This is a genomic window from Pseudoalteromonas sp. SCSIO 43095 (assembly GCF_023650455.1).
GTDB classification, from domain to species: domain Bacteria; phylum Pseudomonadota; class Gammaproteobacteria; order Enterobacterales; family Alteromonadaceae; genus Pseudoalteromonas; species Pseudoalteromonas tetraodonis.
This window is the reverse complement of the sequence record NZ_CP087996.1, coordinates 376141-401668: the sequence shown is the minus strand read 5'-3', so window position 1 is coordinate 401668 and position 25528 is coordinate 376141. Positions and strand designations below refer to the sequence as shown.

At 39.8% G+C, this 25528-nt stretch carries 19 protein-coding genes and 3 pseudogenes; 12 read left to right on the top strand and 10 right to left on the bottom strand.

Annotated features, from left to right (window positions below):
- The first annotated feature begins 121 nt into the window (after positions 1 to 121).
- On the top strand, positions 122 to 1789 hold the full coding sequence (locus LOC50_RS16145) for an RluA family pseudouridine synthase (RefSeq protein WP_250654184.1): 1668 nt from the start codon (positions 122 to 124) through the stop codon (positions 1787 to 1789).
- Positions 1790 to 2536: 747 nt separating this feature from the next.
- Here LOC50_RS16145 and exaC read toward each other — a convergent pair.
- On the bottom strand, positions 2537 to 4057 hold the full coding sequence (exaC, locus tag LOC50_RS16140; protein WP_250653956.1) for an acetaldehyde dehydrogenase ExaC: 1521 nt from the start codon (positions 4055 to 4057) through the stop codon (positions 2537 to 2539).
- Between the two features lie 195 nt (positions 4058 to 4252).
- Between exaC and LOC50_RS16135 the strand changes: the two genes are divergently transcribed.
- Both LOC50_RS16135 and LOC50_RS16130 read left to right on the top strand, forming a co-directional pair.
- Positions 4253 to 5146, top strand: a complete 894-nt coding sequence (locus LOC50_RS16135; protein ID WP_069439129.1) for an AraC family transcriptional regulator — start codon at positions 4253 to 4255, stop codon at positions 5144 to 5146.
- Positions 5147 to 5227: 81 nt separating this feature from the next.
- On the top strand, positions 5228 to 6259 hold the full coding sequence (locus LOC50_RS16130; protein ID WP_250653955.1) for a LacI family DNA-binding transcriptional regulator: 1032 nt from the start codon (positions 5228 to 5230) through the stop codon (positions 6257 to 6259).
- Positions 6260 to 6332: 73 nt separating this feature from the next.
- Here the strand turns inward: LOC50_RS16130 and gtfA are convergent, their stop codons facing one another.
- Positions 6333 to 7805 (bottom strand): sucrose phosphorylase, encoded by a 1473-nt coding sequence (gene gtfA, locus LOC50_RS16125; protein WP_250653954.1) that lies wholly within the window; start codon positions 7803 to 7805, stop codon positions 6333 to 6335.
- Between the two features lie 175 nt (positions 7806 to 7980).
- Between gtfA and LOC50_RS16120 the strand changes: the two genes are divergently transcribed.
- The 3 genes from LOC50_RS16120 to LOC50_RS16110 all read left to right on the top strand — a co-directional run bounded on the left by LOC50_RS16120 (position 7981) and on the right by LOC50_RS16110 (position 12840).
- On the top strand, positions 7981 to 9210 hold the full coding sequence (locus LOC50_RS16120) for an MFS transporter (RefSeq protein WP_250653953.1): 1230 nt from the start codon (positions 7981 to 7983) through the stop codon (positions 9208 to 9210).
- 166 nt (positions 9211 to 9376) lie between these two features.
- Positions 9377 to 11770: a TonB-dependent siderophore receptor gene (locus tag LOC50_RS16115; protein ID WP_250653952.1), complete on the top strand. Its 2394-nt coding sequence runs from the start codon at positions 9377 to 9379 to the stop codon at positions 11768 to 11770.
- Between the two features lie 125 nt (positions 11771 to 11895).
- The gene (locus LOC50_RS16110) at positions 11896 to 12840 is read left to right on the top strand and encodes a carbohydrate kinase family protein (protein WP_069439127.1); all 945 of its coding nucleotides are present in this window, start codon (positions 11896 to 11898) and stop codon (positions 12838 to 12840) included.
- A 198-nt stretch (positions 12841 to 13038) separates the two neighbouring features.
- On the opposite strand, the gene LOC50_RS16105 is transcribed toward LOC50_RS16110, so the two are convergent.
- The 3 genes and pseudogenes from LOC50_RS16105 to LOC50_RS16095 form a co-directional block, all read right to left on the bottom strand.
- Positions 13039 to 13440 (bottom strand): SpoIIAA family protein, encoded by a 402-nt coding sequence (locus LOC50_RS16105; protein WP_250653951.1) that lies wholly within the window; start codon positions 13438 to 13440, stop codon positions 13039 to 13041.
- 121 nt (positions 13441 to 13561) lie between these two features.
- Positions 13562 to 14254, bottom strand: coding sequence for a cupin domain-containing protein (locus LOC50_RS16100; RefSeq protein WP_250653950.1), 693 nt, complete (start codon positions 14252 to 14254; stop codon positions 13562 to 13564).
- A gap of 14 nt (positions 14255 to 14268) precedes the next feature.
- Positions 14269 to 14886: pseudogene (locus tag LOC50_RS16095) on the bottom strand (glutathione S-transferase).
- Between the two features lie 177 nt (positions 14887 to 15063).
- Between LOC50_RS16095 and LOC50_RS16090 the strand changes: the two are divergent.
- Positions 15064 to 15582, top strand: coding sequence for a TetR/AcrR family transcriptional regulator (locus tag LOC50_RS16090; RefSeq protein WP_250653949.1), 519 nt, complete (start codon positions 15064 to 15066; stop codon positions 15580 to 15582).
- A gap of 72 nt (positions 15583 to 15654) precedes the next feature.
- On the opposite strand, the gene LOC50_RS16085 is transcribed toward LOC50_RS16090, so the two are convergent.
- Positions 15655 to 17118, bottom strand: a complete 1464-nt coding sequence (locus LOC50_RS16085; RefSeq protein WP_013463008.1) for a carbon starvation CstA family protein — start codon at positions 17116 to 17118, stop codon at positions 15655 to 15657.
- Between the two features lie 348 nt (positions 17119 to 17466).
- Here LOC50_RS16085 and LOC50_RS16080 point away from each other — a divergent pair, with 348 nt between their 5' ends.
- Positions 17467 to 17949 (top strand): putative 4-hydroxy-4-methyl-2-oxoglutarate aldolase, encoded by a 483-nt coding sequence (locus LOC50_RS16080; protein ID WP_036983776.1) that lies wholly within the window; start codon positions 17467 to 17469, stop codon positions 17947 to 17949.
- 115 nt (positions 17950 to 18064) lie between these two features.
- Here LOC50_RS16080 and LOC50_RS16075 read toward each other — a convergent pair.
- The 3 genes and pseudogenes from LOC50_RS16075 to LOC50_RS16065 all read right to left on the bottom strand — a co-directional run.
- Positions 18065 to 18502: pseudogene (locus LOC50_RS16075) on the bottom strand (glycosyl hydrolase family 18 protein); the annotation flags it as partial.
- A gap of 92 nt (positions 18503 to 18594) precedes the next feature.
- On the bottom strand, positions 18595 to 18867 hold the full coding sequence (locus LOC50_RS16070; RefSeq protein ID WP_076921967.1) for a hypothetical protein: 273 nt from the start codon (positions 18865 to 18867) through the stop codon (positions 18595 to 18597).
- Positions 18868 to 19086: 219 nt separating this feature from the next.
- Complete coding sequence (locus LOC50_RS16065; RefSeq protein WP_250653948.1) at positions 19087 to 21594, bottom strand: S8 family serine peptidase; 2508 nt, start codon at positions 21592 to 21594, stop codon at positions 19087 to 19089.
- A gap of 576 nt (positions 21595 to 22170) precedes the next feature.
- Here LOC50_RS16065 and LOC50_RS16060 point away from each other — a divergent pair.
- The 4 genes from LOC50_RS16060 to LOC50_RS16045 are packed head-to-tail and all read left to right on the top strand — an operon-like array spanning position 22171 to position 25302.
- Positions 22171 to 23679: a curlin gene (locus tag LOC50_RS16060; protein WP_250653947.1), complete on the top strand. Its 1509-nt coding sequence runs from the start codon at positions 22171 to 22173 to the stop codon at positions 23677 to 23679.
- Between the two features lie 41 nt (positions 23680 to 23720).
- Complete coding sequence (locus LOC50_RS16055) at positions 23721 to 24113, top strand: curli production assembly/transport protein CsgE (protein WP_036983770.1); 393 nt, start codon at positions 23721 to 23723, stop codon at positions 24111 to 24113.
- On the top strand, positions 24107 to 24529 hold the full coding sequence (locus LOC50_RS16050) for a curli assembly protein CsgF (RefSeq protein WP_036983769.1): 423 nt from the start codon (positions 24107 to 24109) through the stop codon (positions 24527 to 24529). The genes LOC50_RS16055 and LOC50_RS16050 overlap by 7 nt, the downstream gene beginning before the upstream one ends.
- On the top strand, positions 24529 to 25302 hold the full coding sequence (locus LOC50_RS16045; RefSeq protein ID WP_024602690.1) for a CsgG/HfaB family protein: 774 nt from the start codon (positions 24529 to 24531) through the stop codon (positions 25300 to 25302). Before LOC50_RS16050 ends, LOC50_RS16045 begins: the two co-directional genes overlap by 1 nt.
- Positions 25303 to 25354: 52 nt before the next feature.
- Here the strand turns inward: LOC50_RS16045 and LOC50_RS16040 are convergent.
- Positions 25355 to 25477, bottom strand: a pseudogene (locus LOC50_RS16040) (helix-turn-helix transcriptional regulator); the annotation flags it as partial.
- Between the last annotated feature and the right edge of the window lie 51 nt (positions 25478 to 25528).

The window sequence follows — 25528 nt, the reverse complement described above, 5'->3', positions numbered from 1 at the left end:
CCAACATAAAAATGTTGGCCTTTTTTATAGGTCTAAATTGGCGCGCACGCATCCTTAGTGACATAGCACAGCTTATGTTAAACTCTCGGCAATTATTTTGTTAACTGCTAATTTTACTGCCATGTCAAACCCTGCTAGCTGCTTTACCGTTTTTGATGAAAACGTCGATTCCCTTACTCTGCCTGAGCAGTTTACATTTCCATTTTATTATAAACCGCACCCTTTGGCCGTTGCCGCTGCACAACAATTACAACAGCAATTAAAAAAGCTAGATAAGGCTATTTTAGATACGAATGATATTGATGCGGGTAAAATGTTTGGTGTGCTAGTCGTTCAAAATCAGGCGCAACAACTGGGGTTTATTAGCGCCTATTCGGGGCAAATAGCGGGCATAGATGAGCAACTGAATTTTGCACCTAATGTGGCACTTAAACACATAGACGATGCTGTATTTAGTCAGCAAAGCCAAATCATTAACGCCATTAATGCGCAAATTACGGCATTAGAAAACAGTGAAGATTATCAAGCCATTGAGCAGCAATTAGCCACAACACGTAAAAATTATGAACAGCAACTTGTAGCCAAACAACAAGCCATGCAAGTGACCCGCAAACAGCGAAAAGAGCAACGCCAAACTGGCCAAGAGCAACTCAATGCCGATGACTTTGAACAACTTAAAACAACCTTAGCTGGGCAAAGTATTGTTGAGAAAAAACAACTGCAGGCATTAAAGCAAGACTGGCAAACGCAAATTAAAGCGCTTGAGCAAACCCAAGCAGCTATGCTGGGTGAAATTAACGGATTAAAAAAGCGCCGCAAAACACTCTCAAAAAACCTACAAAAGAAATTATTTGCTCAATACCAATTTTTAAATGCACACGGTGAAGTGACCGATCTGAATGCCATTTTTGCCAAACTTCCTGAGCACACTCCACCTTCGGGAGCGGGGGATTGCGCCGCCCCTAAATTATTACAATATGCATACAAGCACCATTTAAAACCAGTGGCTATGGCCGAATTTTGGTGGGGTGCACCACCTAAATCAGCAATTAGGCATCACTTACATTATTACCCATCGTGTTATAGCAAATGCCAACCCATTTTAGGTCATATGCTAAAAGGCTTAAATGTTGAAGAAAACCCATTACTAACAAATCCAGCAAAAGGGAAAGACTTAACTATTGTTTATCAAGACGATGATTTACTGGTAATAAACAAACCCGCTGAATTTTTATCGGTGCCAGGGATTAATATTGATGACTCAGTGTACATGCGTATTAAAACTCAGTTCCCCGCGGCTTCTGGCCCACTTATTGTGCATCGATTAGATATGTCGACCTCAGGGCTGTTAATTATTGCGCTTAATAAGCGCGCGCATAAAGCGCTGCAAAAACAGTTTATTGAACGCACAATTGAAAAGCGTTACGTTGCTTTAGTGGCGGGCAATATCACTGAGAATAGCGGAGTGATTGATTTACCCCTTGTGCTCGACTTTGATGATAAACCACGCCAAATGGTGTGTTATAAAACCGGTAAACCGTCGTTAACAACATGGCATGTACTGGAGCGCAAAAACAACACCACCCGACTGCAGCTATACCCTAAAACAGGGCGAACACATCAGTTACGGGTGCATTGCGCTCATCAATTAGGTTTAAATACCCCGATAGTTGGCGATACTCATTATGGTGAAGAGGCAGAGCGCTTGCATTTACATGCCGAGTATTTAGCCTTCACCCACCCTATTTCTCATCAACGTTTAGAATTTGAAGTAGCCGCTGATTTTTAAATCAGCGATACTAAAACTCCCCTCTGTTTTAAAAAGCCTTGCCATTTTTTATATTGCAAAGTCGGTAACCTTTACCGTTGCAATATAGAAAAATTTACCTGCACTATGCAAAGCTTCTAATTACAAATAATAAATAGTCATATATTTCAATGCATTAAAATCTGGCATTGGCTTTGCTTTTATAAAAACAAGTATTTATTACAGTCCACTTTATTTGATTAAAAGCGCCATTAAGTGCTTTTAATGACACACAGTAAATGGGTAACTAACCGTTTACTGCGTACAACAGAACTTCCTACACTCCCTGTGTACTTTATTGGTTATAGGCTAACGCTTATAACCATTTTTTTTGCCTTTATTATTTGATTACTTATTTGTACCTCTAAAAGCGCAGCGTCTCTTTACCCTCTTTGTGCATAATTCACTAAATTTTTTTGAACTGAGAGAAGTGAATCAGAAGTAAATGAGCGGGCTTCGAGTGACGAGCAGCGAGCTTGTGAAAACAACATGACACCTAGTTATAACAGCCCTTAACTATAACCTTTAACCTACTCTTTCAGCGCAGCGCTTCTTTGCGCTCTTTATGCATAATTCACTAAGATTTTTGCCTCACAAATAAGCCATTTCTTTATTGTTATAATTAGCCACTAATTTAATGCGATGGGTATTGGGTTTTAAAAATAAAGCGCTACAAAAATGTAGCGCTTTCATTACTTATAGGTTGTTTGTTTAAACTAAAACGCGTTATTAAAAAAAGCCAAGCGGATCTTCGCTGTAACTTACTAGCAAGTTTTTAGTTTGTTGGTAGTGATCAAGCGCGAGTTTGTGAGTTTCGCGGCCTATACCAGACTTTTTATAACCGCCAAACGCTGCATGTGCTGGGTACATATGGTAACAATTAGTCCATACGCGGCCTGCTTCTATTTTGCGACCAAAGTGATAAGCACGATTCATATTACGGCTCCATACCCCTGCGCCTAAACCAAATTCTGAGCTGTTAGCCAGTTCAAGTGCTTCGGCTTCGTCTTTAAAGGTCGACATTGAAATAACGGGGCCAAAAATTTCTTCTTGGAACACGCGCATATCATTATGCCCTTTTAATAGTGTAGGTTGAATGTAATACCCGCCGTTTAGCTCGTCGCTTAATTGCTCAACATGGCCGCCAGTTAATACTTCAGCACCTTCTTCTTTACCAATTTCAATGTAGCTTAAAATTTTATCAAACTGGGCTTTAGAGGCTTGTGCGCCTACCATAGTTTCGCTATCAAGCGGGTTGCCACGTTTAATTTGTTTAGTACGTTTTAAAATACGTTCTATAAATTGCTCATAAATATCTTCTTGAATGAACAAGCGTGATGGACAAGTACATACTTCACCTTGGTTAAAGTAGGCAAGAATGGCACCTTCAATTGCTTTATCTAAGTATGAGTCGTCTTTTTCCATAACATCGCTAAAGAAGATATTAGGTGATTTCCCCCCAAGCTCGACCGTTGAAGGAATAATATTTTCGGCTGCACATTTTAAAATATGTGAGCCCACAGGAGTTGAGCCTGTAAAAGCAATTTTAGCAATGCGCGTACTGGTTGCCAGTGCTTCACCTGCTTCTTTACCAAAGCCGTTTACCACATTTAAAACACCCCCTGGCAGTAAATCGCCAATAATTTCCATTAACACCAAGATTGAGGCAGGTGTTTGCTCGGCGGGTTTTAATATTACACAGTTACCTGCTGCAAGTGCAGGCGCTAATTTCCATGCGGCCATTAATAATGGAAAGTTCCACGGAATAATTTGCCCTACAACGCCTAGTGGCTCATGAAAATGATACGCCACCGTGGTTTCGTCTATTTCGCCAATACTGCCCTCTTGAGCGCGCAGGCAGCCTGCAAAGTAACGAAAGTGATCGGCGGCTAGTGGAATATCAGCAGCAAGGGTTTCGCGAATCGCTTTGCCGTTATCCCATGTTTCGGCCACAGCAAGTAACTCTAAGTTTTGTTCAATTCGGTCGGCAATTTTTAATAGTATATTGCTGCGCTCGGCGACTGAGGTGGTGCCCCACTGCGTTTTTACTGCATGGGCTTTGTCGAGTGCAAGGTTTATGTCGTCTTTATCTGAGCGCGGTACTTTACAAAATACCTTGCCATTTACTGGGCTTATATTATCAAAGTACTGGCCGTTGACTGGGGCAACCCACTCGCCGCCAATGTAATTACCATACTGCTGTTTAAATGTGACGAGTGCGTCTGCTGAACCTGGGTTTGCGTAAATCATATGTGTGTTCTCTTGTTGTTGTTAGCTAAAAGTCTAAGCCGAAATTTGTTAGAGTAATGTAGCAACTTGCTTTATATTTAATCGGTATTGATTAACATTAGACCAATAAGCGCTTAAAAACTTGCTTAGCTGTCCAAAAAAGTTGTCTGTGAGTCCACATTAAAAACGCTCTATAACGATTAAAAAAGGCTGAACATGCACACATCTCAGTTAAATAAAAAACGCCAACAACTTGATGTACTGATTGAAAACAAAGTAACCTTTGCTGCCGATAACTCTGAGCTAAGTATTTACGATACCTATAAAAGTGCGCAAAAAGTGGCGTTGCACTCAAACGAATTACTGTTTTGTGCCATGCTCAGTGGTAAAAAAATAATGCATGTTGAGAGCAGTCAATACCACAAAGCGTTTTTACCACATGAATCGTTTGTATTAGCACCTGAGCAAGGCGTACTAATTGATTTTCCGCATGCATCCTTAAACGCACCCACCACCTGTTTAGCCATTGAAATAAGCACCGATAAAATAACCAATGTGGCTAATGCGCTTAATATGCAGCAAAGTTTTGCAAACGATGCCTTGTTTGAATACAACCCTAATTTAGTGCATACCCAACATAATACTCAAACGCAGCAGTTATTAGAGCGCATGGTGCATTTATTTAGTGAGCAAGGCGCCGAGCGACACTACTTAATTGATTTATCGTTAAACGAATTGATCACCCGTTTATTACAACAACAGAGCCGTGATTTATTGCTGGCAAACTGTGATAAGCTGCGCCTAAAAAGTAACGTGAGTGATGCACTGCATTATATTGAGGAGCATTTAAGCGAAAACCTCGACATAAACACCCTTTGCAAAATAACCTGTATGAGTCGAAGTAAGTTTTACCAGCAATTTAAACTTGCTTTTGGTACTAGCCCTGCACTTTGGCAGCAACAACTTAGGCTTAAAAAAGCCCGCACGCTTTTATTAGAAGGCCACGCTATAAGCAAGGTGTGCTACGATCTGGGTTTTAATAGCGCCAGTCATTTTAGTCGTTTATTTAAGCAAACTTTTGGTATTGCACCAAAAGCGTGTCGCCACTAACCTAACACAACAGTTTTTGTTATATTAAACAGCCTAATATGCTAGATTGTTTGCAATGTTGTAAGTAGTAATGAGTCACCGATGAGTAAACCCATCCGCTGGACATTAAAGAGTATTGCCAAAGAATTAGGTGTGTCTAATGCTACGGTATCAAATGCATTTAATCGCCCGGATCAACTCTCTGCTAAACGCCGCGAAGCCATACTTAAAGCGTGCAAAGAGCTGGGGTATTATGGCCCTAATAAAGCGGCGCAATCTTTGCGAAGTGGCACGTTTAATATTGTTGCATTAGTCCTTCCTGATAGCGTGGAATACATGGTATCAGACCCTGTTGCGAGCAGTTTTATGCGGGGAGTAACCTCGGTACTTGAAAAAAATAATATTAATGTTTTATTGTTTTCAGGCAACAGTGACAACCTCAACAGCGTTGTTGATTTTGTCGATGGTTTTATTTGTTATGGTCGCCCGCGCAATAAAGCACTAGTAGAGCAACTAAAAACAGTCTCTAAACATGTGGTGACGGTTGATTTTGACATTGCCCGTAACGCCTCAATTAATGTTAATAACGAGCAAGCCAGTTATGAAATAGCCAAACATGTTTTGCATAATCAAGATGATAAAGTGGCTATATTAGGTTTAAGATTACTTGATGAAAATGTATTGTGCCGGGTATACGAACATCACGAATTTGAAACTGGCCAATCTATTTCGCATCAACGTTTGCGTGGCTATCAACGCGCCTTAAGTGAGGCCAATATAACGGTTGCCGACGACCGCATTTGGAATATTCCTGAAAGCAGTGAGCGCTTTGCAAATATTGCCGCAAAAGAGGTATTAACAGCCTCTCCTCGCCCTAACGTGATTATATGCATGAGCGATTTAATTGCCCTTGCCACCATGCGAGAAGCCATAAAACAAGGGATAAAAATAGGCAGTGAGCTGCGTATTGTGGGGTTTGATGGCATAGAAGAAGCCGCTCGTTTTGTACCTCGCCTCACTACAATTCATCAAAATAGCCAAAAAAAGGGCGTTATGGCTGCTAACTTATTTATTTCTAAAGAAGAAAAACAATATGAAGTAGGTTACGCACTCGATATTGGTGCAAGTAGCTAAGCACTGTTAATAAAGCAAATAAAAAAGCCAAGCAGAAACTGCTTGGCTTTTGGTTTTCAAACAAATAAAGCTATTAAGCCAATAAACTTTGTAAGTTTAGAGTGCTTTCTTCGGCGCCATTAAGCTGCGTAATAAGTGCAGTACGGCTTGCAAAGTCAATCCTCAAAGAAATTGATTGTTGTTCAAGCTTCCACATTAAACAACAAACACTTGCGCCGCCTTGAGCCGAAAATTCACCTGCAAATGCGGGATGTTCATTACGCATTTTAATTAGCTCTATGAGCCCTTTTACTACAGGTTTATTAAGGGCTTGCTCTATTTTAGCCGCGTTCAAATATGGGCGATTTATATCACGGCCAACATTGGTTTTTGCTAACAGTTCCATATCGTTTTCACAGGCAAATAAGCCGCCGTAATAAACTTGTGGTACACCTGGCGCAAAAAATTGAATTGCGCGCGACAGCAAATAGTCAAAATCATTAGCGCCTAATGCATTGTAATAAGTACAGTTTACTTGATATAAATCGACATTACTGGCAGCCGCGCCTGTTGCTTGGCGGCTTTGATTGTTACTATTTGCATGCATGGTTTCTACTAGGTTATCAATTTGCTCTGCATTTAATAAGCCTGGTTTTTCGCCCATTGGGCCTGCATCAATTATGCCTATGCCATCATGGGTGTCTAGTACCGTTAAACAATTACGCGGCGATATTTTTAGCCATTTGAGTAATGCATCCGCATTGTTATTAAACAAGCTATGTAGAATAAGTGGTGGCAACGCAAAGTCATAAACCATATTAACGCGCTTAGCTACATCTACTTGTGTTTGATAATGGCTATGAATTTCTGCAATGGTTTCCATGCCTAAATCGTTGGCTTGCTTTGATAAGTTATCTAAGTAGCCAAACGTTTCATCTAGCATAAAACAATTAGTACCCGCCTGCTTAATGGCATAACCCGCTGCATCTAAACGAATAATATTAACGTTGTTAGCAGAGAACTTAGTAAGTACATTATTTAAATACGCAATTCCTGCCTCTACTTTTACGTTTATATCAATTTGATTATCGGTAAAAGTGGTCCAAAAATCATACGTTTGACCATCACCGCATTTCATTGGCGTAAAACAACTGCCTGGGCGTGGACGGTAAATAGCTTGCTGCTCAGCCTCGCTCATGCCATTGGGGAACACGTCCTCTTTGGTTAAAAATAAATCCCAAAATTCTGACGCTTTACCTTTAGCCAGTACATCTTGAAACTGAAAAGATTGCGCCGACACATGGTTCACTATGAGATCAGCCATTAAATCATGGTCTTTACCGAGTGCCTTTATGTCGTCCCAAGTACCGATTCGAGAATCAACTTCACTATGATCAATCGGGTCAAAGCCTGCATCGCTGCCATCAATTGGGTTATAAAATGGCAATAAGTGCACACCACCAAAAACGCCCTCTAATGGGCCATGTAAAAGAGTGGTAAGTGCATTTATATCTTGGCCAGTAATTCGATCAGCGTATGTGATCAATTGAACTTTATTCTTCATCATTGTGTGATTACCATGTTGAAACTTAATCGATTAAGATATATCTTTAACTAGCACGTACGAATTTACAAGTTATTTTTATAAATTTTACATACAAATATCGTGGCGACATTAATACTATAATCAGTAACTGACTGACTTACCGGGTGTTAAGAACGCATTTAACGAGGAAAAGCACATGACAAAATCACACACACACGTAAGCAGCGATCCGTTGCAACAAATTCGCTGGCTCACATATATGATGTTTTTTATGTTTGCCATGACCTCCGATGCCGTTGGCATGATCATTCCCGAGCTCATAACTGAATTTGGTTTAAGCATGACCCAAGCCAGTGCATTTCACTATGCGCCTATGGCACTCATTGCCTTTAGCGGATTATTTTTAGGCTTTTTAGCCGATAGCCTCGGGCGTAAAAAAACGATTATGCTTGGGTTATTACTATTTTCTGCGAGTTGCTTTTTATTCGCCATTAGTAGCAGCTTTATATTTTTTATTTTTTTGCTTTGCTGTATTGGCTTAGCTATTGGCTTATTTAAAACCGGCGCTTTAGCGTTATTAGGTGATATTTCTCATAGCAACGCAGAGCACACTAAAACCATGAACAAAGTAGAAGGCTTTTTTGGTATTGGTGCCATTGTTGGGCCTGCACTTGTTGGTGTATTACTGGTACAAAAAGTAAGTTGGACTTATTTATATATTATTGCCGGTATTATGTGCTTAATTTTAGCGTTTTTAGCGTGGCGTGCAGAGTATCCGAGCGTTGTTAAAAGCACTGAAAAGCCCGCTTCACTTGCTACCACCATGAAAATGATAAAAAACCCCTACGCGCTTGGCTTTTCGCTCGCCATTGCGCTTTATGTTGCAACCGAGGTTGCCATTTATGTATGGATGCCGACGCTGTTAAAAGACTACACGGGCTCTTGGCCCCTTTTGGCAACCTATGCACTCACCATATTTTTTATACTGCGTGCCGCAGGGCGTTTTATTGCGGTGTGGTTATTAAACCGCTATAGCTGGCAAGGTGTTATGGCTTACTTAAGTTTAGGTATCGCATTATGTTATGTGGGTACTTTAGTCGGTGGCGTTGATTGGGCTGTTGGTTTATTGCCGCTTTCAGGGTTATTTATGTCGATGGTTTACCCGACCTTAAACTCCAAAGGAATATCGTGCTTCCCGGTACAACAACATGGCGCAGTTGCTGGGGTTATATTATTTTTCACTGCACTTTCAGCCGCATTAGCACCTTTATTTATGGGTATGATCAGCGATTACTTTGGTCATGTACGTTATGGTTTTTATCTTGCAACCGGCTTTGCCATTATTTTATTTTTAGCGATGCTTTTTAACTATTTCCGTGACCCATCAGCCAGCGCTTTACAAGAGAGCAACCTAATAACTGAGTAAATCAACAAATTGGGGGCTAAAAAAACACTATATAAATCAATAGATGAGTAAAAAAACAGCAAATAAAGAATAAAATAATTTGCTTATTGTAAAAGATTTGTTATTTTTACTTAATCGATTAAGTAAAAATAACAACCCCTTCGGGCTCACAAAACGAGGCGTTCACATGACAACATACAACACACCTTTATATTTAATGAGTGCTTTAGCGCTGGCTGTAAGCCAGGGCGTTTATGCACAACAAGAAGAGCAAAACACACAAGCGCAAGCTAACAAAGGTCTTGAGACTATCGTTGTAACCGGTGTACCACGTCGTACAACCATTATGGCATCAAGCTCATCAGTGAGCAGCCTATCGCTTGCTCAAGTTGAAGTAGCTACACCCCGTTCAACTGCTGAAGCGTTTAGAATTATTCCGGGCGTACGCTCAGAATCAACCGGCGGTGAAGGTAACGCAAACATTGCTGTACGCGGCTTACCTGTGGCCTCTGGTGGTGCTAAGTTTTTACAATTACAAGAAGACGGTTTACCCGTTATGCAATACGGTGATATTGCTTTTGGTAACGCTGATATATTTATGCGCCTAGATAATACCGTACAAACTATCGAATCAATTCGTGGTGGTTCGGCCTCGACTGCAGCAAGTAATGCACCGGGCGGCATAATTAACTTTATTTCTAAAAATGGTGAAAACGAATCAGGCAGTATTTCTACAACACTGGGCCTTGATTACGACACTATTCGTACAGACTTTGAATACGGCACTTACCTTAGTGATAGCGTACGTTTTCATGTAGGTGGTTTTGTGCGCCAAGGTGAAGGCCCGCGTGAAACAGGTTACACATCAAATAAAGGTGGGCAAATTAAAGCCAACCTTACAAAAGACTTTGAAAACGGTTACGTGCGTCTTTATTACAAACATTTAGATGACAAAAGCGTGGGTTACTTACCAATGCCAATGTATGCAAATGGTGACTCAATCCCAGGGTTTGACGCACAATCGGATACCCCGCATTCGGCATTATTTACTAAAACAGTACGTTTAAATGGCGAAAATCAAATTAGTAGCGGCGATATTCGCGATGGTATGAACCCGCAAGTTGACTCAGTGGGTTTTGAAGCCGTGTTTGACTTAGATAACGATTGGCGTATTGAAAACCGTTTTCGTAAATCCTCTGTGAGCGGTAACTTTAATTCACTTATTCCTGCTGAAGTAGGCAGCGCGACTGCTATTGCACAAAGTATTGGCGGCGCAGGTGCAACACTTAGTAATGCAAATACCGGGGCTGCATTTAATGACGATTTAGCCATGCGTATTCATACGTTTGACGTCACAATGAACGACTTTGACTCTATTGTGAACGACTTCAAACTAACTAAATCACTAAACGATGATACAAGCGTTACGTTTGGTTACTACGCTTCAACGCAAAATATTGCTATGTCATGGTTATGGAACTCTTACCTAATGGAGCTTAAGGGCGATAATGCGGCGCTACTAAATGTAACAGCTGCTGATGGTACAGAGTTTTCTGAAAATGGTTTATATGCATACGGAACGCCTTTTTGGGGTAACTGTTGTCAGCGTGATTACGATACAGAATACGATACCCGCGCCCCGTACGTTTCATTTTCAACAAAAGTGGGGGATGTAAGTATTGACGCCAGTGCTCGTTACGATAGTGGTGAAGCACGCGGCAACTATGCAGGTGCCGTTACCTCAACGGTCGATATGAATCGCGATGGAGTGATTTCAGTTCCTGAACAAAATGTAGCAGGCATTGATACCGCAAATGCTAGCCCAGTAAATTACGATTGGGATTATGCATCCTATTCAATTGGGGCTAACTACCAAATAGACTCAAGCCTTGCGACATTTGCACGATTGAGTAAAGGTGGCCGTGCAAATGCTGACCGACTTTTATTTGGTAAAGTACGCGCTGACGGTTCGGTTGCTGATGAAGATGCCGTTGATGAAGTAAACCAGTATGAATTTGGGGTTAAAAAACGTTTTGATTCACTCTCAGTTTTTGCAACAGCGTTTTATGCAGAAACAGAAGAGCAAAACTTTGAAGCAACATCGCAAACCTTTTTTGACCGTGAGTACGAAGCAAAAGGGATTGAAATTGAATCAACTTACTTCATCGATGCATGGGATTTCCGTGGTAACTTAACATGGACTGATGCAGAAATTGCTAAGGATGCACTTACCCCTGAAGTGGTAGGTAATACGCCACGCCGCCAAGCTGATTTAATCTACTCTTTAATGGCTCGTTATAGCTTTGATAAAGGTGCTGCCGGTGTCAACTTTATTGGTACTACTGATGCTTACGCTCAAGACAATAACGACCTCAAATTTGACGGTTACACTCAAGTAAATGGCTTTGTAAGTTACGATTTATCTGAAAACCTTAATATTGCACTTAATGTAAATAACTTATTCGATACGGTAGGTATTACAGAAGCTGAAGAAGGCTCAATTCCAGATAATAACATTATTCGCGCCCGTACTATTAATGGCCGCACAACATCAATAACGCTTAAATACGCGTTTAACTAACCATCTTTAGTGTAACAAACGCTGAAGCTGTGTTTTTCAGCGATTGTTACACTAACTTTAATTAGTTTTAATAATTCTCCCTTGAATTTTGACCTAGCTCTGCTGGGTTTTTTAGGATTTACACTATGACCAAATTACTTAGCCTCGGCGAGCTACTTATTGATATGCTGCCACAAGATTCTCAAAACAGTGCTTATTTGCCCATTGCAGGAGGTGCCCCTGCCAATGTAGCGGTAGGTTATGCAAAGTTAGGCGGCAAGGCTGCTTTTTGTGGCGGTATGGGTGATGACTACTTTGCTAAACAATTAAGTAAATCGCTTGAGCAATATAAAGTAAGTACAGAGTACTTATTTACGATTAAAGACTCTCAAACGGCCGTGGTTATTGTGAGTTTAGATGAAACCGGTGAACGCAGTTTTAATTTTTATCGCCACAATACCGCCGATTTACTGTTAACGAGTGATCACTTAAACCATATCAAATGGGATGAATTGAGTACCCTACACTTTTGTTCCAACACGTTAACCAATCCAGCCATTGCAAACACCACCGTGTGTGCTTTAAAGCTGGCTAAAAACAACCATAAACTCGTTAGCTTTGATGTAAATTTACGCTATAGCTTGTGGCAAAATAGCAATGACATTGAACACAATGTACACGCGTGTTATGCCTATTGCGATATTGTTAAGCTATCGCGTGATGAGCTGAACTTTTTAGCTGAGCAAACACAGCATGCACCTGATGATTACTTACAATCTATTTTAAATATAGGTGTTAAATTGGTATTTTTAACCGATGGCCCTGCACCGGCAACGGTTTACCATAAGGCGTTTATATTAAACGAATCGGCGCCAATCATTAATGCTGTGGATACTACCAGTGCCGGTGATGCGTTTATTGCAGGCGTGTTATATTATTTAAATCACACCGATGAAAATAGCCCGCTCATCGAAAAAATTAATAATGAGCATCTAGTAAAACACGCTTTAAATTTTGGTTTGCGCTGTGGCTCTAAAGCCTGCTTAGCCAAGGGGGCATTTCCCGCATTACCTACACTTCAAGAGGTATAATACCAATCCGCAATAATACTTAATCATTTTATGGGGCTAAACGTGTCGCTATCTGCGTTAAAAAACTCTCATTTTGAACAACTAAATAGCAAACTTTTTGCCTAGCTATCAACACGTTTTTCATGCCTCAAAATAGATCACTTAATTAAGCGAATTGGTATAAATACTTTAAAAATAAAGGCCGGTTATGGCCTTTATTTAAGCATCCGCTTCTTCATCATTACTTTTTAACCATTCTAAAGCCGCAGTGGCGTTCTCAAAATATTGAATTTCACCTGATACAAACCAACTGCCTAATTTAGCGATGGTTGATTGCCAGTCTTTGTTGCCGTATATGGCTATTTTTTTAAATTCTTTGTTGTGTTTTAAGCCAAGTTTTAAATCATCCCATGCGGCTCTAAGTTCCCAGCCATCAAGCTCAGTACCATCTATGAGTACATTAACAATAGGATGTTTAACTTCGCCAAGCGCAGAGTCTATCATCGGCGTGATCACTTTATAATCTTTGTGAGTGAGTGTGCCTATGGCTTTTAAGGTTAAAAAAAACTCGCAACCAGAGCGCTCAATACCAATAGATAAGCCGTGTGTTAAATTTACCATAACCCGAACTCCACAATAATATAAACATCAAGTATAGGTGATAGCTTAGTAACCAATAGTGAAGTAGATCAAAAAACAGGCACATATACTTTTATTGTGCCGATTTTAATTAAATGCTTAATTATGCATTTTCAAGCCGTGCTATTTGGTTTTCAACATCTGTTAAATGACCGATTTTAAGCCACACTCTGGCTCCTTCACTGCCTGCTGTTGCTTTAATTTCGCTGTTAAGCGGCACTCTTAACCAGCTGTGCTTTACTAATATATCGCCCTGCTCTTCAAGCGAGCCTTCAAGAACTAAAAGCTCGCCCCCACCCAAGGCGTTTAACGATATTTCACTGTTAGGTGCAAATGCTAAAATACTCACCTCTTCAAAGGCGTCTTTATAAAGAGGAGCTACATTTACATTACTAAACTCAGGGTGAGGAACACTGCACATGGTATTAGTTTGCAAGCGAACATGCTCTCTATCCTCTGGCTGAAACTGCCATAATTTTACAAATATAACGCACCCGTTTTCAGAGCTTGGTGTATGTTTTGACTCAGGCGGATTACGAATATAAGAACCCTTGGGGAAATCACCATGTTCATCTTGAAAAACACCTTCAAGCACAATAAATTCTTCACCGCCGGTATGTGTATGAGCAGAAAAATGGCTGTTTGGCGCATAACGTACAATGCTGGTTGCGCGTGCAACCTCATCGCCCACTCTATCAAGTGGACGCCTATCAACACCCGCCATCGGTGAGGCTATCCATTCTAACGATTCGCTATGTACAACAACACGTTCGCTAAAATCAGCTGCAATTTTCATATTTGACTCCATATCTAAACAGCAATGCTTGGACGTTGAGCGACCTTTTCTTGCCATGCTATTAAATGTGATAGCTCCTAGGAATAGCTATTTTTGCAAAGCCTGCAAACACCAGACCGGCGTACAAAGTAATATCTGCAACACTAAAATTCTCACCGGCAACATAAGCAGAGTTGGCTAACACTGTATTAAAATAAACAAAGCCTTGGCGCGCTTTTTCACCTTGCTTTTCTCCACAAGCAACATTTTGATAGGTTTCAAGCGCTGGGCCTAAACCATCCGTTGCATGATGAAAGTAACTGGCTACAGCATCAAGCACCATAGACTCCGCACGCTTTTGCATCATATTAATCACCACGCGTTCTTTTGCCTCAACACCGGTTAATGAAGGGCCTGCAAAAGCGGTATCAATATATTCAGTAATCGCGGTGCATTCTGTTATGAACGTTCCATCATCTAGCTCTAAAACAGGTACGCCTGCTAAGGGTTTTTAGTTAAAAAAGCCTCAGTACGGTGCTCACCATTTAATAAATCGACAGCAACAAACTCTACTTTATCAGTCGCCTTTTTTCAGCAAGCGCAATACGTACACGTAATGGATTAGGAAAGTTTTCTACGCCATAAATTTTCATAATTATCTCTTTATATTTTTTACCACAGTTTGAACTCATACTGGCAAGAATAAATTACCTACCTTCTGATAGGTAATTTATATTAAGATCTCGACCTTTGCAAACTAAAAATAAAAGAGCTTGAAAATAACTACCTACTGGTTGATAATTTTTGCAGCGATATGAAGGAAGTTTAAAATGACAAAAAAAGCGGCCCTGTTAAAAGCAGCAGAAAATAAAGTTAGACTTGGTGGCTATAGCAATTTTAGCTTTAGAGAGTTGGCCAGTGAAGTTGGTATTAAAAGTGCCAGTGTGCATTATCACTTTCCAACTAAAGCTGATTTAGGTGCAGAGCTTGCGCATCAATATACCGATGCCTTTATCGCTTTACTTGGTGAACCGCAGACACACAAAGCAAATGGTAAAAACCCTATTGATATTTACACTCAGTTATTTAGAAATGCACTCGTGATTGATAAAAAAATGTGTTTATGTGGCTTGCTCGGCGCAGAAAGCGACAGCCTACCTGATAAAGTGCGGGTTGAAGTTCAGCGGTTTTTTAATAAAAATTTAGCCTGGTTAACCCAAGCACACGCTGCGAATGGTGAAGAAAACCCTGCTCGCGCGGCAATACAAACAGTGAGCTTATTAGAGGGTGCGATGATGATTAGTAAAACCCTAGATGATATCAGCTACTTCGAACAAGCCACTTTTTAGCGATTGGCGATCAAGTATAAAAAAAGCGAGCCTTCATAAGGCTCGCTTTTACATTTTTAAGATTACGATTTATTAAGCCGTACGCACTTTATGCTTTGAATGCACAACAGCTAATACAATAAACCCTATAACAGCCACCGCTGCACCAATCGGTTTACCTAAATCACTTGATAAGTTTAACCCTATTGCCGCGGTCATTATGTATGACAAGGTCACTGCTGTAGCGATTACTGCTGGTATACTAGTGATCCAGTGGAATGTACCACGGTCAAATAAGTACTTGGTCGCAAGCCACAACACACTGGTAGAAAGCAGCATATTTGAGAATGCGAAGTAGCGCCAAATCACAGAGAAATCGAGCTTAGTCATAAAGTAGGCAATGGTTAAAATAGGGATTGCTAGCAATAAACGATTACGTAAACTTTGCGGAATACTAAACGCATCAACCACGGTCAAGCGCAGTGAACGAAACGCCGTATCGCCTGAGGTAATAGGGAAAACAGCAACAGCAATAATTGCCATAATACCGCCAAATACACCTAAGTAGCTGTTTGCAATATGGTTAACCACCAAACCTGGGCCACCAAGATCAAGCATAGCTTTTAAACCCGCATAGCCTTCAGGGAATGCAGCAATACCCGCTAATGCCCAAACACAACCTACAATGCCTTCACACATCATCGCACCATAATAAACTGGGCGTACGTATTTTTCGTTGGTTAAACAACGGGCAATAATAGGGGCTTGCGTTGAGTGAAAACCACTAATAGCACCACAGGTAATGGTTATAAATAGCAGCGGCCAAGTGGGCAGTCCATCAGGATTTGGTGCTAAGAAGTCATGAGCGTGATCAGCCTCAAAGTATGCTAAAAAGTCGCCCGCTACTGGTAAATGTGGTGCGTTTATTAACAGCGATACCGCAATAGCTACTGTCATTACGATCATTAACAAACCAAAAATAGGGTAAAACTTAGTGATGATTTTATCAATGGGTAATAACGTGGCTAAAAAGTAGTAAGCTAAAATGGCCAAAACCCAAAAGGTATTATTTGCAAATATTGTATCCTTAAATATATCAAGGTTACTTAATAATCCTGCCGGGCTCATAATAAATACAACACCAACAAAAAATAGTAGCATCGCAGTAAAAATAAGCATAAAGCCTTTAAATACAACGTTGTAGTAGTGCCCAGCTATTTCCGGTAAGCTTTTACCGTCTTCTTTTATACTCATTACCCCTGAGAAGAAGTCGTGTACAGCGCCACCCAAAACATTACCAAGCACAATCCATACAAGCGCAACCGGACCATATAATGCACCCAATATTGGGCCAAATATGGGGCCTACGCCTGCTATATTTAAAAATTGAATCAAAAATGCACGAACAGGGTGAATTGCAACGTAATCAACACCTTCGCTAAAGCGTTTTTGTGGTGTGTCGACCGTTGAATCCATGCCCGCTTGCTTTTCAACAAACGGGCTGTAAAACTTATAGCCTAATATTAAAATAGTTAGGCAAATAAAAAAGATGATCATAAAGCACGCTTCTTTTTTTGTATGTGTGTATAGGGCCAATTATTACAGCCCAAATTTTAAAATAACAATTGAACGTAGCATATGAAAAAGCACGCAACAATGAGACGTTTGGCTAATGCTCTGGCAAAATCAAATTTATTCAAAAAATAAAACTAAGTAACAGCATAAGTTACTTATAAAAAAGCGTTAAAAAACGTTAAAAGTACTTATATTGCGACTAAAATCTATACGCCAATTTGCAACAATAGCTACACCTGAATGATTAATTAGCCTACGATAAACATTATTACTACTTTAAATGTACTGCCGTTGGCCTACGTGGCTTTACAAAAAACAAGGATGCCCTCAATGACACAGTTTACTACGCCCGATTTATACGATGAACATCGCGACCATGTGCAAGTCGCTGACAGTGGCTTGCAACACTTTGGTAATAAAACTCTCTTTTATGGTCAAGTAGTGACTGTCACCTGCCCAGACGATAACTCGTTTGCTGGCAATATATTACATGAAAATGGTGAAGGCAAAGTGTTGGTTGTGAATGGCTTTGCTAGCAAGCGTTTTGCCTTCATTGGCGATATGATTGCAGAGCGAGCCCTAAAAAATGGCTGGCAAGGCATTATTATTAATGGTTGCTGCCGCGATATTGAAATTCTTGCCACGCTTGATTTACCCGTGATGGCACTAGGCGCTACGCCGCGCTGCACCACTAAGCGCGGTTTAGGTGCCAAAGATCACCCGGTTAATATGTTAAACACCACAATTAATACCGGTGATTGGGTGTATGCTGATGTCAATGGATTAATTATTAGTAATAAAGCCTTGTTTTGAACAATAAAAGTGACTGTTCGCGATAAAAAAGCAGCTCGAAAGCTGCTTTATATAAAATCTAACATTAAGGTTTTACATTAAAGTGCTAACCATACATCGGTTACGCCTGGCTCGTGGTATTTAAATAACCAATCCCTTCAAACTCTTTAGTGCCGTATACGTTCCATTGTGTTAATTATGAGTCTAAACCGGTGTCAAATAAGGCAGCATTGTCCCCTACATGTGAGTTCCATGCGCCATGTAAGTCGTAAGACATAATGTTTACATAATCCAGATATTTAACCGCTTGAAAGGTTTCCATACCTCGTAATAAATAACCAGAAGATGGAGACGCAAAAGTGAGTAAATAGTGCTTACCTGCGGCTTCACCTGCACGATATAGCTCTTCACGTACTTTTTTCATTAGCACTTGGTATGAGGCATTCAATTCTGCACGGCGCGCGTTGGAAATAGGAAAATCATCGGGGTGACCTGAGTCGTTCATTGAAGATCGGTATTCGTAATCAATATCAACGCCGTCAAATTCATATTTTTCAATAAACTCAACGGTGGTTACCTCTCCATCGTTATCAATTGCTTGCGTCGATACGACAACGCTATCTTTATCGGTTAGTTGAAAACCGTCTGCTGGCATTAACTCGATAATTAAGGGAATTTCATTTTAATGACAGCGTTGTCAAATGCACCCAGAATTTTCCAATCTTTATAATCACCAGCATTCTCCACTGGATTGGCTTGTGTCCACCAGCTAGCTTCATACGCTTGCACTTGCACTTGATCTCCAGCAACGTGTGTCTGGCCTGTTTGCCACTGTTCTAACGCACTGCAATCAATAGACGCGTGTACATTTAAACTAAGAAAATTTAACGATAAAGCACTTAGATTAAAGGCATTTGTTATTATTTTACGTGAGCTCATTGGCTCCTCCATTAACAATGTTTATACTCATTATTTTTTACCTTTCAGGTACAAACTTAACATGGATATCGTAAATACCAAGAAAACAATGCACAAAAACACATACAAAATAGTTACATTATAAAATTAACTAGTTATTTATAACTATAAAGTTAAGAAGGGATATTCCATAAAAAAGCCCAGCATTGCTGGGCTTTGGATGTCTAAGGGGTAAACGTTTTATTCAGAAAATGAAACCGTAATAATATTCGAACATACGTTTTCAGATATACATAACTGGTAGTCGTATGCCGGTAATGTTGCTTTACGTAAGTAATCACGGTAACGGCCATTATCCGATACGGTATCTACTAGTTCGCCATTTCGGTATAAGCTAAGTGACTCAGCCCCTACTTCTGCCCAGTTTAACTCAACACGCATAGTATCAAGACGTGACTTGTTAGCGCGTTTTAAGCTCAATTCAATTTCAACATCACTAACAACCACTGTTTGAGTGAATGTATCTGAGTTATTTTCACTATCCGTTACGGTTAATTCAACCTCATAACTTCCTGACTGAGCATAAACATGTGTAGGATTTGGGTTTGTTGATGTTGAACCATCACCAAAGTTCCAGCTCCACTGTGAAATGTCATCATTTACATCACGACTTGTATCTACAAATGTAGCAGTTAAACCTTGTGCTGAAACACTAAAGCCAGCTTGTGGTGGTTGTGGGCTTACCTCACCGATAGCGCTAAATGTAAGTGACCAACCATTGATATTACCCGTATCTGCACCAGCTGTATCTTCAACATGAAGTGTCCAATCTCCAGTTGCCACTTCAGAATTAAATACGCTTGATGTAAATGACTTAACAATATCGTCTGCACTGCCACCTTCATTGCTTTGTAAAGTTACTTCTGTACCTTGCGCTGAAATAAGCGTAAGTACTAAGTCACCAGACCAAGTATGCGTAATATCTACATCAGCAGTGGTGCCAAAAATAGTTAAATCATCAGCAACCGTAATAACCGAGCTTGCGCCCTCTGGAGAATTATCCGGAATAGCGATGTTTTCATCACTGCTGTAAGTAAAGTCATTTAAACCAGCAGGTTGAAGCATTAAGCTAACAGTTTGTTCTTTAACTTGCTCGTCTGATGTCGCAGTTACAGTAAAGTCGTAATTTCCCCACTGAGTATCGCTGTTAGTTGCAACTGTTAGAACAACTTCATCGCCCGGACGAGCAGTAGTTGCGCTTAGTGATGCACCTGAAAGATCTGAAGCTAAAGCCAGTGAAACGTCACCATCCCATTGTGAAATTGAACCAATCGTAAAGGTATAAGTAACCGTATCACCTACAGTCGCTTGCTGAGAAACCGGAGATACAGATAATTTAAAGCCTGGAGTTGGATCAGCATCTATTAGCGCTTGATTAACATTTAGGCGTGTACCTGCAACCGTTTTACCATTTAATGCTGCATTAGCATCACCACTAGACATAAGTAATTCTTTAAGCTCTAGTGTTGTTAAATCAGGATTAACTGAAAGTACAAGTGCAGCAGCACCAGCTACATGCGGTGTTGCCATAGATGTACCTGAATAAGTAGCATAGCTATTACCAGGAACGGTCGACAAAATACCTGAGCCAGGTGCGCCCATATCAACACTTGTTAGGCCCCATTGAGAAAAACTAGACATATTATCTCTGCTATCAGTACTTGCTATCGATAATACGTTGTCGTTTTCATAGTTAGATGGGTAGTGTGGATTTTGATCGTTATCAACCGCATCGTTACCCGCAGCAGCAACAAATAAAATATCAGCTTGCTCACTAGCCGTAATCGCATCAGCTAACGCTTGGCTAAAACCACCGCCGCCCCAGCTATTATTTAACACACGCAGATTAACACCCGCATTTTTAAGGCCAACCATGTAATCGATACACTTAATAGCACCAGAGGTAGAACCTGTACCATCTGCGGCTAAAAACTTACAACCAACAATAGAAACATCATGATTTACACCAACAACACCGACACCATTGTTACCACTGGCACCAATTGTACCTGATACGTGTGTACCATGGCCTTGGTCATCCATCGGGTCACCAACATCAGTAATTGCATTAATACCGTGAACGTCATCAATATAACCGTTACCGTCATTATCGATACCATCACCAGCAATTTCACCACTGTTTACCCACGCGTTCGCAGCTAAATCAGGGTGACTATAATCTACACCGGTATCAATAACACCTACAACAACATCACGGCTACCAGTTGAAATTGACCATGCTTCTGGCGCATCAATATCTGCATCAGCAGTACCACCAGTTTGGCCTTCATTATTTAAGCCCCATAAATCATCAAAACGAGGATCATTCGTTGCACTTGCTATGCTCACTCGGTAATCAGGCTCAACATACTCAATAGCTTGATGCGATTTTAAGCGCTCAATTGCTTCTTTAGCGCTCATTCCTGATACTTTAAATTTAGCAAGGCGGCCTGAAAATAACGAGGTGAAGTTATCATCAATTTCATCGTTATTTAGATCTGATATTTTTGCTTTTACTAACGAACGAGCTTGCTTACGCATTTCCGGCGAAGCATTCTTTTTATATTTAACAATAATCGAGTCACTGCTCGCAGTTACTTTTTGAGTTGTACTGTTAACATCAGGCAATTTAGCCGCAGCTAAACAAGGTAAAAGTGCAAGTGTAATAATAGATAATTTTGTTTTCATTGTTTTATCCGTAATTAAGTTAACTTAGCTTTACTAAGCGAAATATTTACGTTTATGAATTTAAGTAATCACGTGGCAAGCATTAAGAAAACGGGTAATCAGTCACTAACTCAAGTAAAAAAAACAAAATCAGGAACAAAACCATTATTTTTAACTAGAAATACAGTAAAAAAACACTAATAACAGCCATTTTAATGAATTAAATAACTTATTTTTAACATGTAATTAACTAATTATTTTTTACTGGTTTTTTTATGTAAATAGATAGAAAACACAAATTAAACGAGTAAGTAATTGAAATTTATGAATTTAAATTACCATTAAAAAAGATGATTCAAAATGAACTCATCGAAGAATATAGTGACTGAGCAGTTATGAATTAGTGAATGGCAAACCACCTTAACAAGTACTAATGACCAAACCCTAATTCATATTTAAAACAGCATTTTACGTTTAAGAATAAAAAGCTAATCACACATTATGGCAGCACGGCATGCTGCAACGAAAACGAAAATACCTTTTTAAAACTTAATAAATAATCAAGGTATTTTATTTTATCTTTCAAGGAGAATAATAATGAAATTGAATAAATCACTTTTAAGCTGTGCAATTGCAATTGCAATGGGCGCCAGCTTTACAGCAAACGCAAACACAGAAACAAAAGCGGGTTCAACTTCTGAGCTTGCAGCTAAAGTATCTGTAAAAAGTATTGAGAATGCTGTAACAGTTAACCAATCATTTTCTGACAACACGGCATTAGTATCTCAAGATGGCGATGGCAACACTGCACTAGCTACTGAAATCGGTAACAACAACGATGTTAAAATAGCTCAATTACAAAATGGTAATTACGCCGAAGTTGAAACAACAGGTGATAACAACCAACAAACTTATGCTCAAGATGGTGTTGCTAATGGTTTCATTACGCGCATAACGGGTGATAACAACGGCGTTAATGTTTCTCAAACCGGCCAAGGATTATTTCAAAACAATGAATCAATCAATATTATCACTGGTAGCGATAATAATATTGACGTTGAACAAGGAAATGGCGGTCACTGGTTTTACAACATGGACATGAGAGGTAATGGTAACGAAATTATTTCATCTCAGTCTGGTATGTGGCAAGAATTTGAAGTACTTAGCTTATCAGGCGATGAAAACATTATTGAAATTGAACAAACAGACACCTGGAATGAATTTAAAGTAGGCTCATTACGCGGTAACCAAAATGAGATTGACGTTAGCCAAGATGGTTCACGTAACATCATTACATTTACTGATATTGCTGGTGATGACAACGAAATAGCTATTGAACAAAGCAGCGGTAATAACAATACCATTACTTTTGCAGCCGTTACTGGTAATGATAATGAAATAAAACTAGACCAAGAAGGTTCGAATAATGCTATTGAGTCTGGTCTTTTTGACGGTTCATTCAATGAAGTAACAGTTAATCAAATTGGTGATGAAAACCTTGCGACTACTGAGCTAATGGGCGATAACAATGAGCTTACAGCAATGCAAGTTGGTAACACTAATGAAGCATACATGGGTGTCATTGGTTCAAATAATGAATTTACAGTAACCCAGGTTAGTGATTTTAACTCGGCTCATTTAGCTAACTTTAATGGTAGCGGTAACGATGTTGATCTTAGCCAATCAGGTGGCGATGAAAACGCAATTTTAGTGCAGTCTTCATACCCTGATGTTTCTCTCACTTCAAACGATAACGATATTGATGTTAATCAAGTCGGTAATCAAAACGAGGCGATTGTTACACTAGCGGGTATCCTTGATAGTAACGCAAACCAAATTGATATTGCTCAAAATGGTGATATTAACGTTATTGACTTAATGGTAGAAGGCAGTAATCACTCTATTGATATTGCACAGCAAGGCGAAGGTAACTGGGTAGGTGGAACTGGAGATTCACCGTTTTTATTAGGCGGTGAAAACGTTTCATTCTCTGTTACTCAAACCGGTAACTACAACACTGTTGAAGGTAGCGCAATTGGCTTTAACAGTACATTCTCTGTCACTCAACTTGGTGATGGTAATACAGCAACAATTACACAAATGTAATTGATGAGATGGGGAGAGTAACCCTCTCCCTTATTTTAACTATGGAAAATAAACAATATATCTATCTTTTTATACTTTTAACTTTTTTTACTCCTTTGAGTAATGCCAGTGCTGATTTAGAAATCGATGGATTATTACTAAACAAAAGTATTAGTCGCTTTGGGTATCAATTTTACAGTGAATTTTCAAATTATTGGCGTGAACTGCCTTCAACAGCTGGCTTTAATGTAGAAATAAAAGAAACAGTTATACCCCGTGCTGGTACTAAATTAGTTTTGATAATGAATCATAAGATTATTTATGCAACCCATTTGGGACGAAAGTTAGAGCCTTTGGACGAGCGAGTAGAGCAAGCAGTGCACTCTGTAATGGACGCCATGGCGCGATCGAATATGCAAACAGCGAGTCCTGATATGGCATTGAATGGATGGTAACAATGAAAAAAATAGCATTAACAATAATAACAACTTTAAGCTTTTCAGTCTGCGCAACTGAAATTATTTATACCCCTATTAACCCGAGTTTTGGTGGCAACCCTCTCAATGCCAATATGTTGCTTAGTAAGGCACAAGCACAAAATAAACATAAAGCGCCGGTTGTCGAAAAAGGGTATGCAGACCAGTTTAAAGATTCATTAGAGCGGACATACTTAAATCGAATGGTGAGAGAAATCACCGACATGGCTTTTGGGGAAAATATTGAAGACAGTATTTTTAATCAAGACTCCATTTTTATGAGCGGTGATTATCAAATAGAAGTGATCACCAGTACAACCGACACTATCACGGTTAGAATAACAAATGTAATTGATGACTCGGTTGTGGTTATCGAAGTACCGAGGTTTGGATAATGTATAAATTAATAATAATAACAATCGCTCTTTCTCTTAGTGGTTGCTCTACTATGGGTAATTTAATCCCTCCGTCAAAACAAAGTGCGGTAACGTTAGAGCCAACAGATGTTTTTTCTGATTTAAAAAGCTTACCTAAACCTGCGGGCAGCATTCCAGTCTCGGTTTATTCATTTCGCGATCAAACCGGTCAATATAAACCACAGACTAATGTTAGCTCTTTTTCAACGGCAGTCACTCAAGGTGCAAACTCTATTCTAGTGCAAGCATTACATGAGTCTGACTGGTTTACGCCGGTTGAACGTGAGGGTTTGCAAAATATTTTGACTGAGCGAAAAATTATTAGAGCGGCACAAGCAACTAACCCTAATCAAGGCGAGCTACCGCCGTTAACCACTGCGAAAATCATTTTAGAAGGCGGTATAATTAGTTACGACACTAATGTAAAAACGGGTGGCTTAGGAATGGAATATTTTGGTATTGGCGCATCAGAGCTATATCGTGAAGATGCAATATCAATCTATTTACGTGCCGTAGATGTAAGAACTGGCCAGGTATTGTTATCAGTAGCCACCAGCAAAAAAGTATTGAGCCAAGAAATGCGAGCAGGTTTTTTTAGGTATGTTAGCTATAAACGTCTGGCGGAAGCTGAGGCGGGCTTTAGTGATAATGAACCAATGAGCATTTGCGTAACGCAAGCAATAGAAAAAGCGCTTACAGATCTTATCACCAAAGGTATTGATAAAGGCTTATGGGCTAAACAGGCAACTTAACGTACTCTTGTAGATGGCCACAACGTCATTGATGTGGCCAAACAGATAACGATTAGCTCTCAACGGGTAATAATACTGAAATATATCTTTGCGCCCAATTGGCCAATTCAACTCTATTACGCGAATTAGTTTTTTTAAATGCGCTATAAACCTTAACTTGAACTGTCAGATTAGATCAGTATGGCTCAATCAAATCTGACAGTTGCGTTTGTGCTATATGTGGCTG

Coding starts and splice junctions, on each gene's coding strand:
- LOC50_RS16145 (WP_250654184.1), top strand. CDS start 122: ATGTCAAACCCTGCTAGCTGCTTTACCGTTTTTGATGAAAACGTCGAT.
- exaC (WP_250653956.1), bottom strand. CDS start 4,057: ATGATTTACGCAAACCCAGGTTCAGCAGACGCACTCGTCACATTTAAA.
- LOC50_RS16135 (WP_069439129.1), top strand. CDS start 4,253: ATGCACACATCTCAGTTAAATAAAAAACGCCAACAACTTGATGTACTG.
- LOC50_RS16130 (WP_250653955.1), top strand. CDS start 5,228: ATGAGTAAACCCATCCGCTGGACATTAAAGAGTATTGCCAAAGAATTA.
- gtfA (WP_250653954.1), bottom strand. CDS start 7,805: ATGATGAAGAATAAAGTTCAATTGATCACATACGCTGATCGAATTACT.
- LOC50_RS16120 (WP_250653953.1), top strand. CDS start 7,981: ATGACAAAATCACACACACACGTAAGCAGCGATCCGTTGCAACAAATT.
- LOC50_RS16115 (WP_250653952.1), top strand. CDS start 9,377: ATGACAACATACAACACACCTTTATATTTAATGAGTGCTTTAGCGCTG.
- LOC50_RS16110 (WP_069439127.1), top strand. CDS start 11,896: ATGACCAAATTACTTAGCCTCGGCGAGCTACTTATTGATATGCTGCCA.
- LOC50_RS16105 (WP_250653951.1), bottom strand. CDS start 13,440: ATGGTAAATTTAACACACGGCTTATCTATTGGTATTGAGCGCTCTGGT.
- LOC50_RS16100 (WP_250653950.1), bottom strand. CDS start 14,254: ATGAAAATTGCAGCTGATTTTAGCGAACGTGTTGTTGTACATAGCGAA.
- LOC50_RS16090 (WP_250653949.1), top strand. CDS start 15,064: ATGACAAAAAAAGCGGCCCTGTTAAAAGCAGCAGAAAATAAAGTTAGA.
- LOC50_RS16085 (WP_013463008.1), bottom strand. CDS start 17,118: ATGATCATCTTTTTTATTTGCCTAACTATTTTAATATTAGGCTATAAG.
- LOC50_RS16080 (WP_036983776.1), top strand. CDS start 17,467: ATGACACAGTTTACTACGCCCGATTTATACGATGAACATCGCGACCAT.
- LOC50_RS16070 (WP_076921967.1), bottom strand. CDS start 18,867: ATGAGCTCACGTAAAATAATAACAAATGCCTTTAATCTAAGTGCTTTA.
- LOC50_RS16065 (WP_250653948.1), bottom strand. CDS start 21,594: ATGAAAACAAAATTATCTATTATTACACTTGCACTTTTACCTTGTTTA.
- LOC50_RS16060 (WP_250653947.1), top strand. CDS start 22,171: ATGAAATTGAATAAATCACTTTTAAGCTGTGCAATTGCAATTGCAATG.
- LOC50_RS16055 (WP_036983770.1), top strand. CDS start 23,721: ATGGAAAATAAACAATATATCTATCTTTTTATACTTTTAACTTTTTTT.
- LOC50_RS16050 (WP_036983769.1), top strand. CDS start 24,107: ATGGTAACAATGAAAAAAATAGCATTAACAATAATAACAACTTTAAGC.
- LOC50_RS16045 (WP_024602690.1), top strand. CDS start 24,529: ATGTATAAATTAATAATAATAACAATCGCTCTTTCTCTTAGTGGTTGC.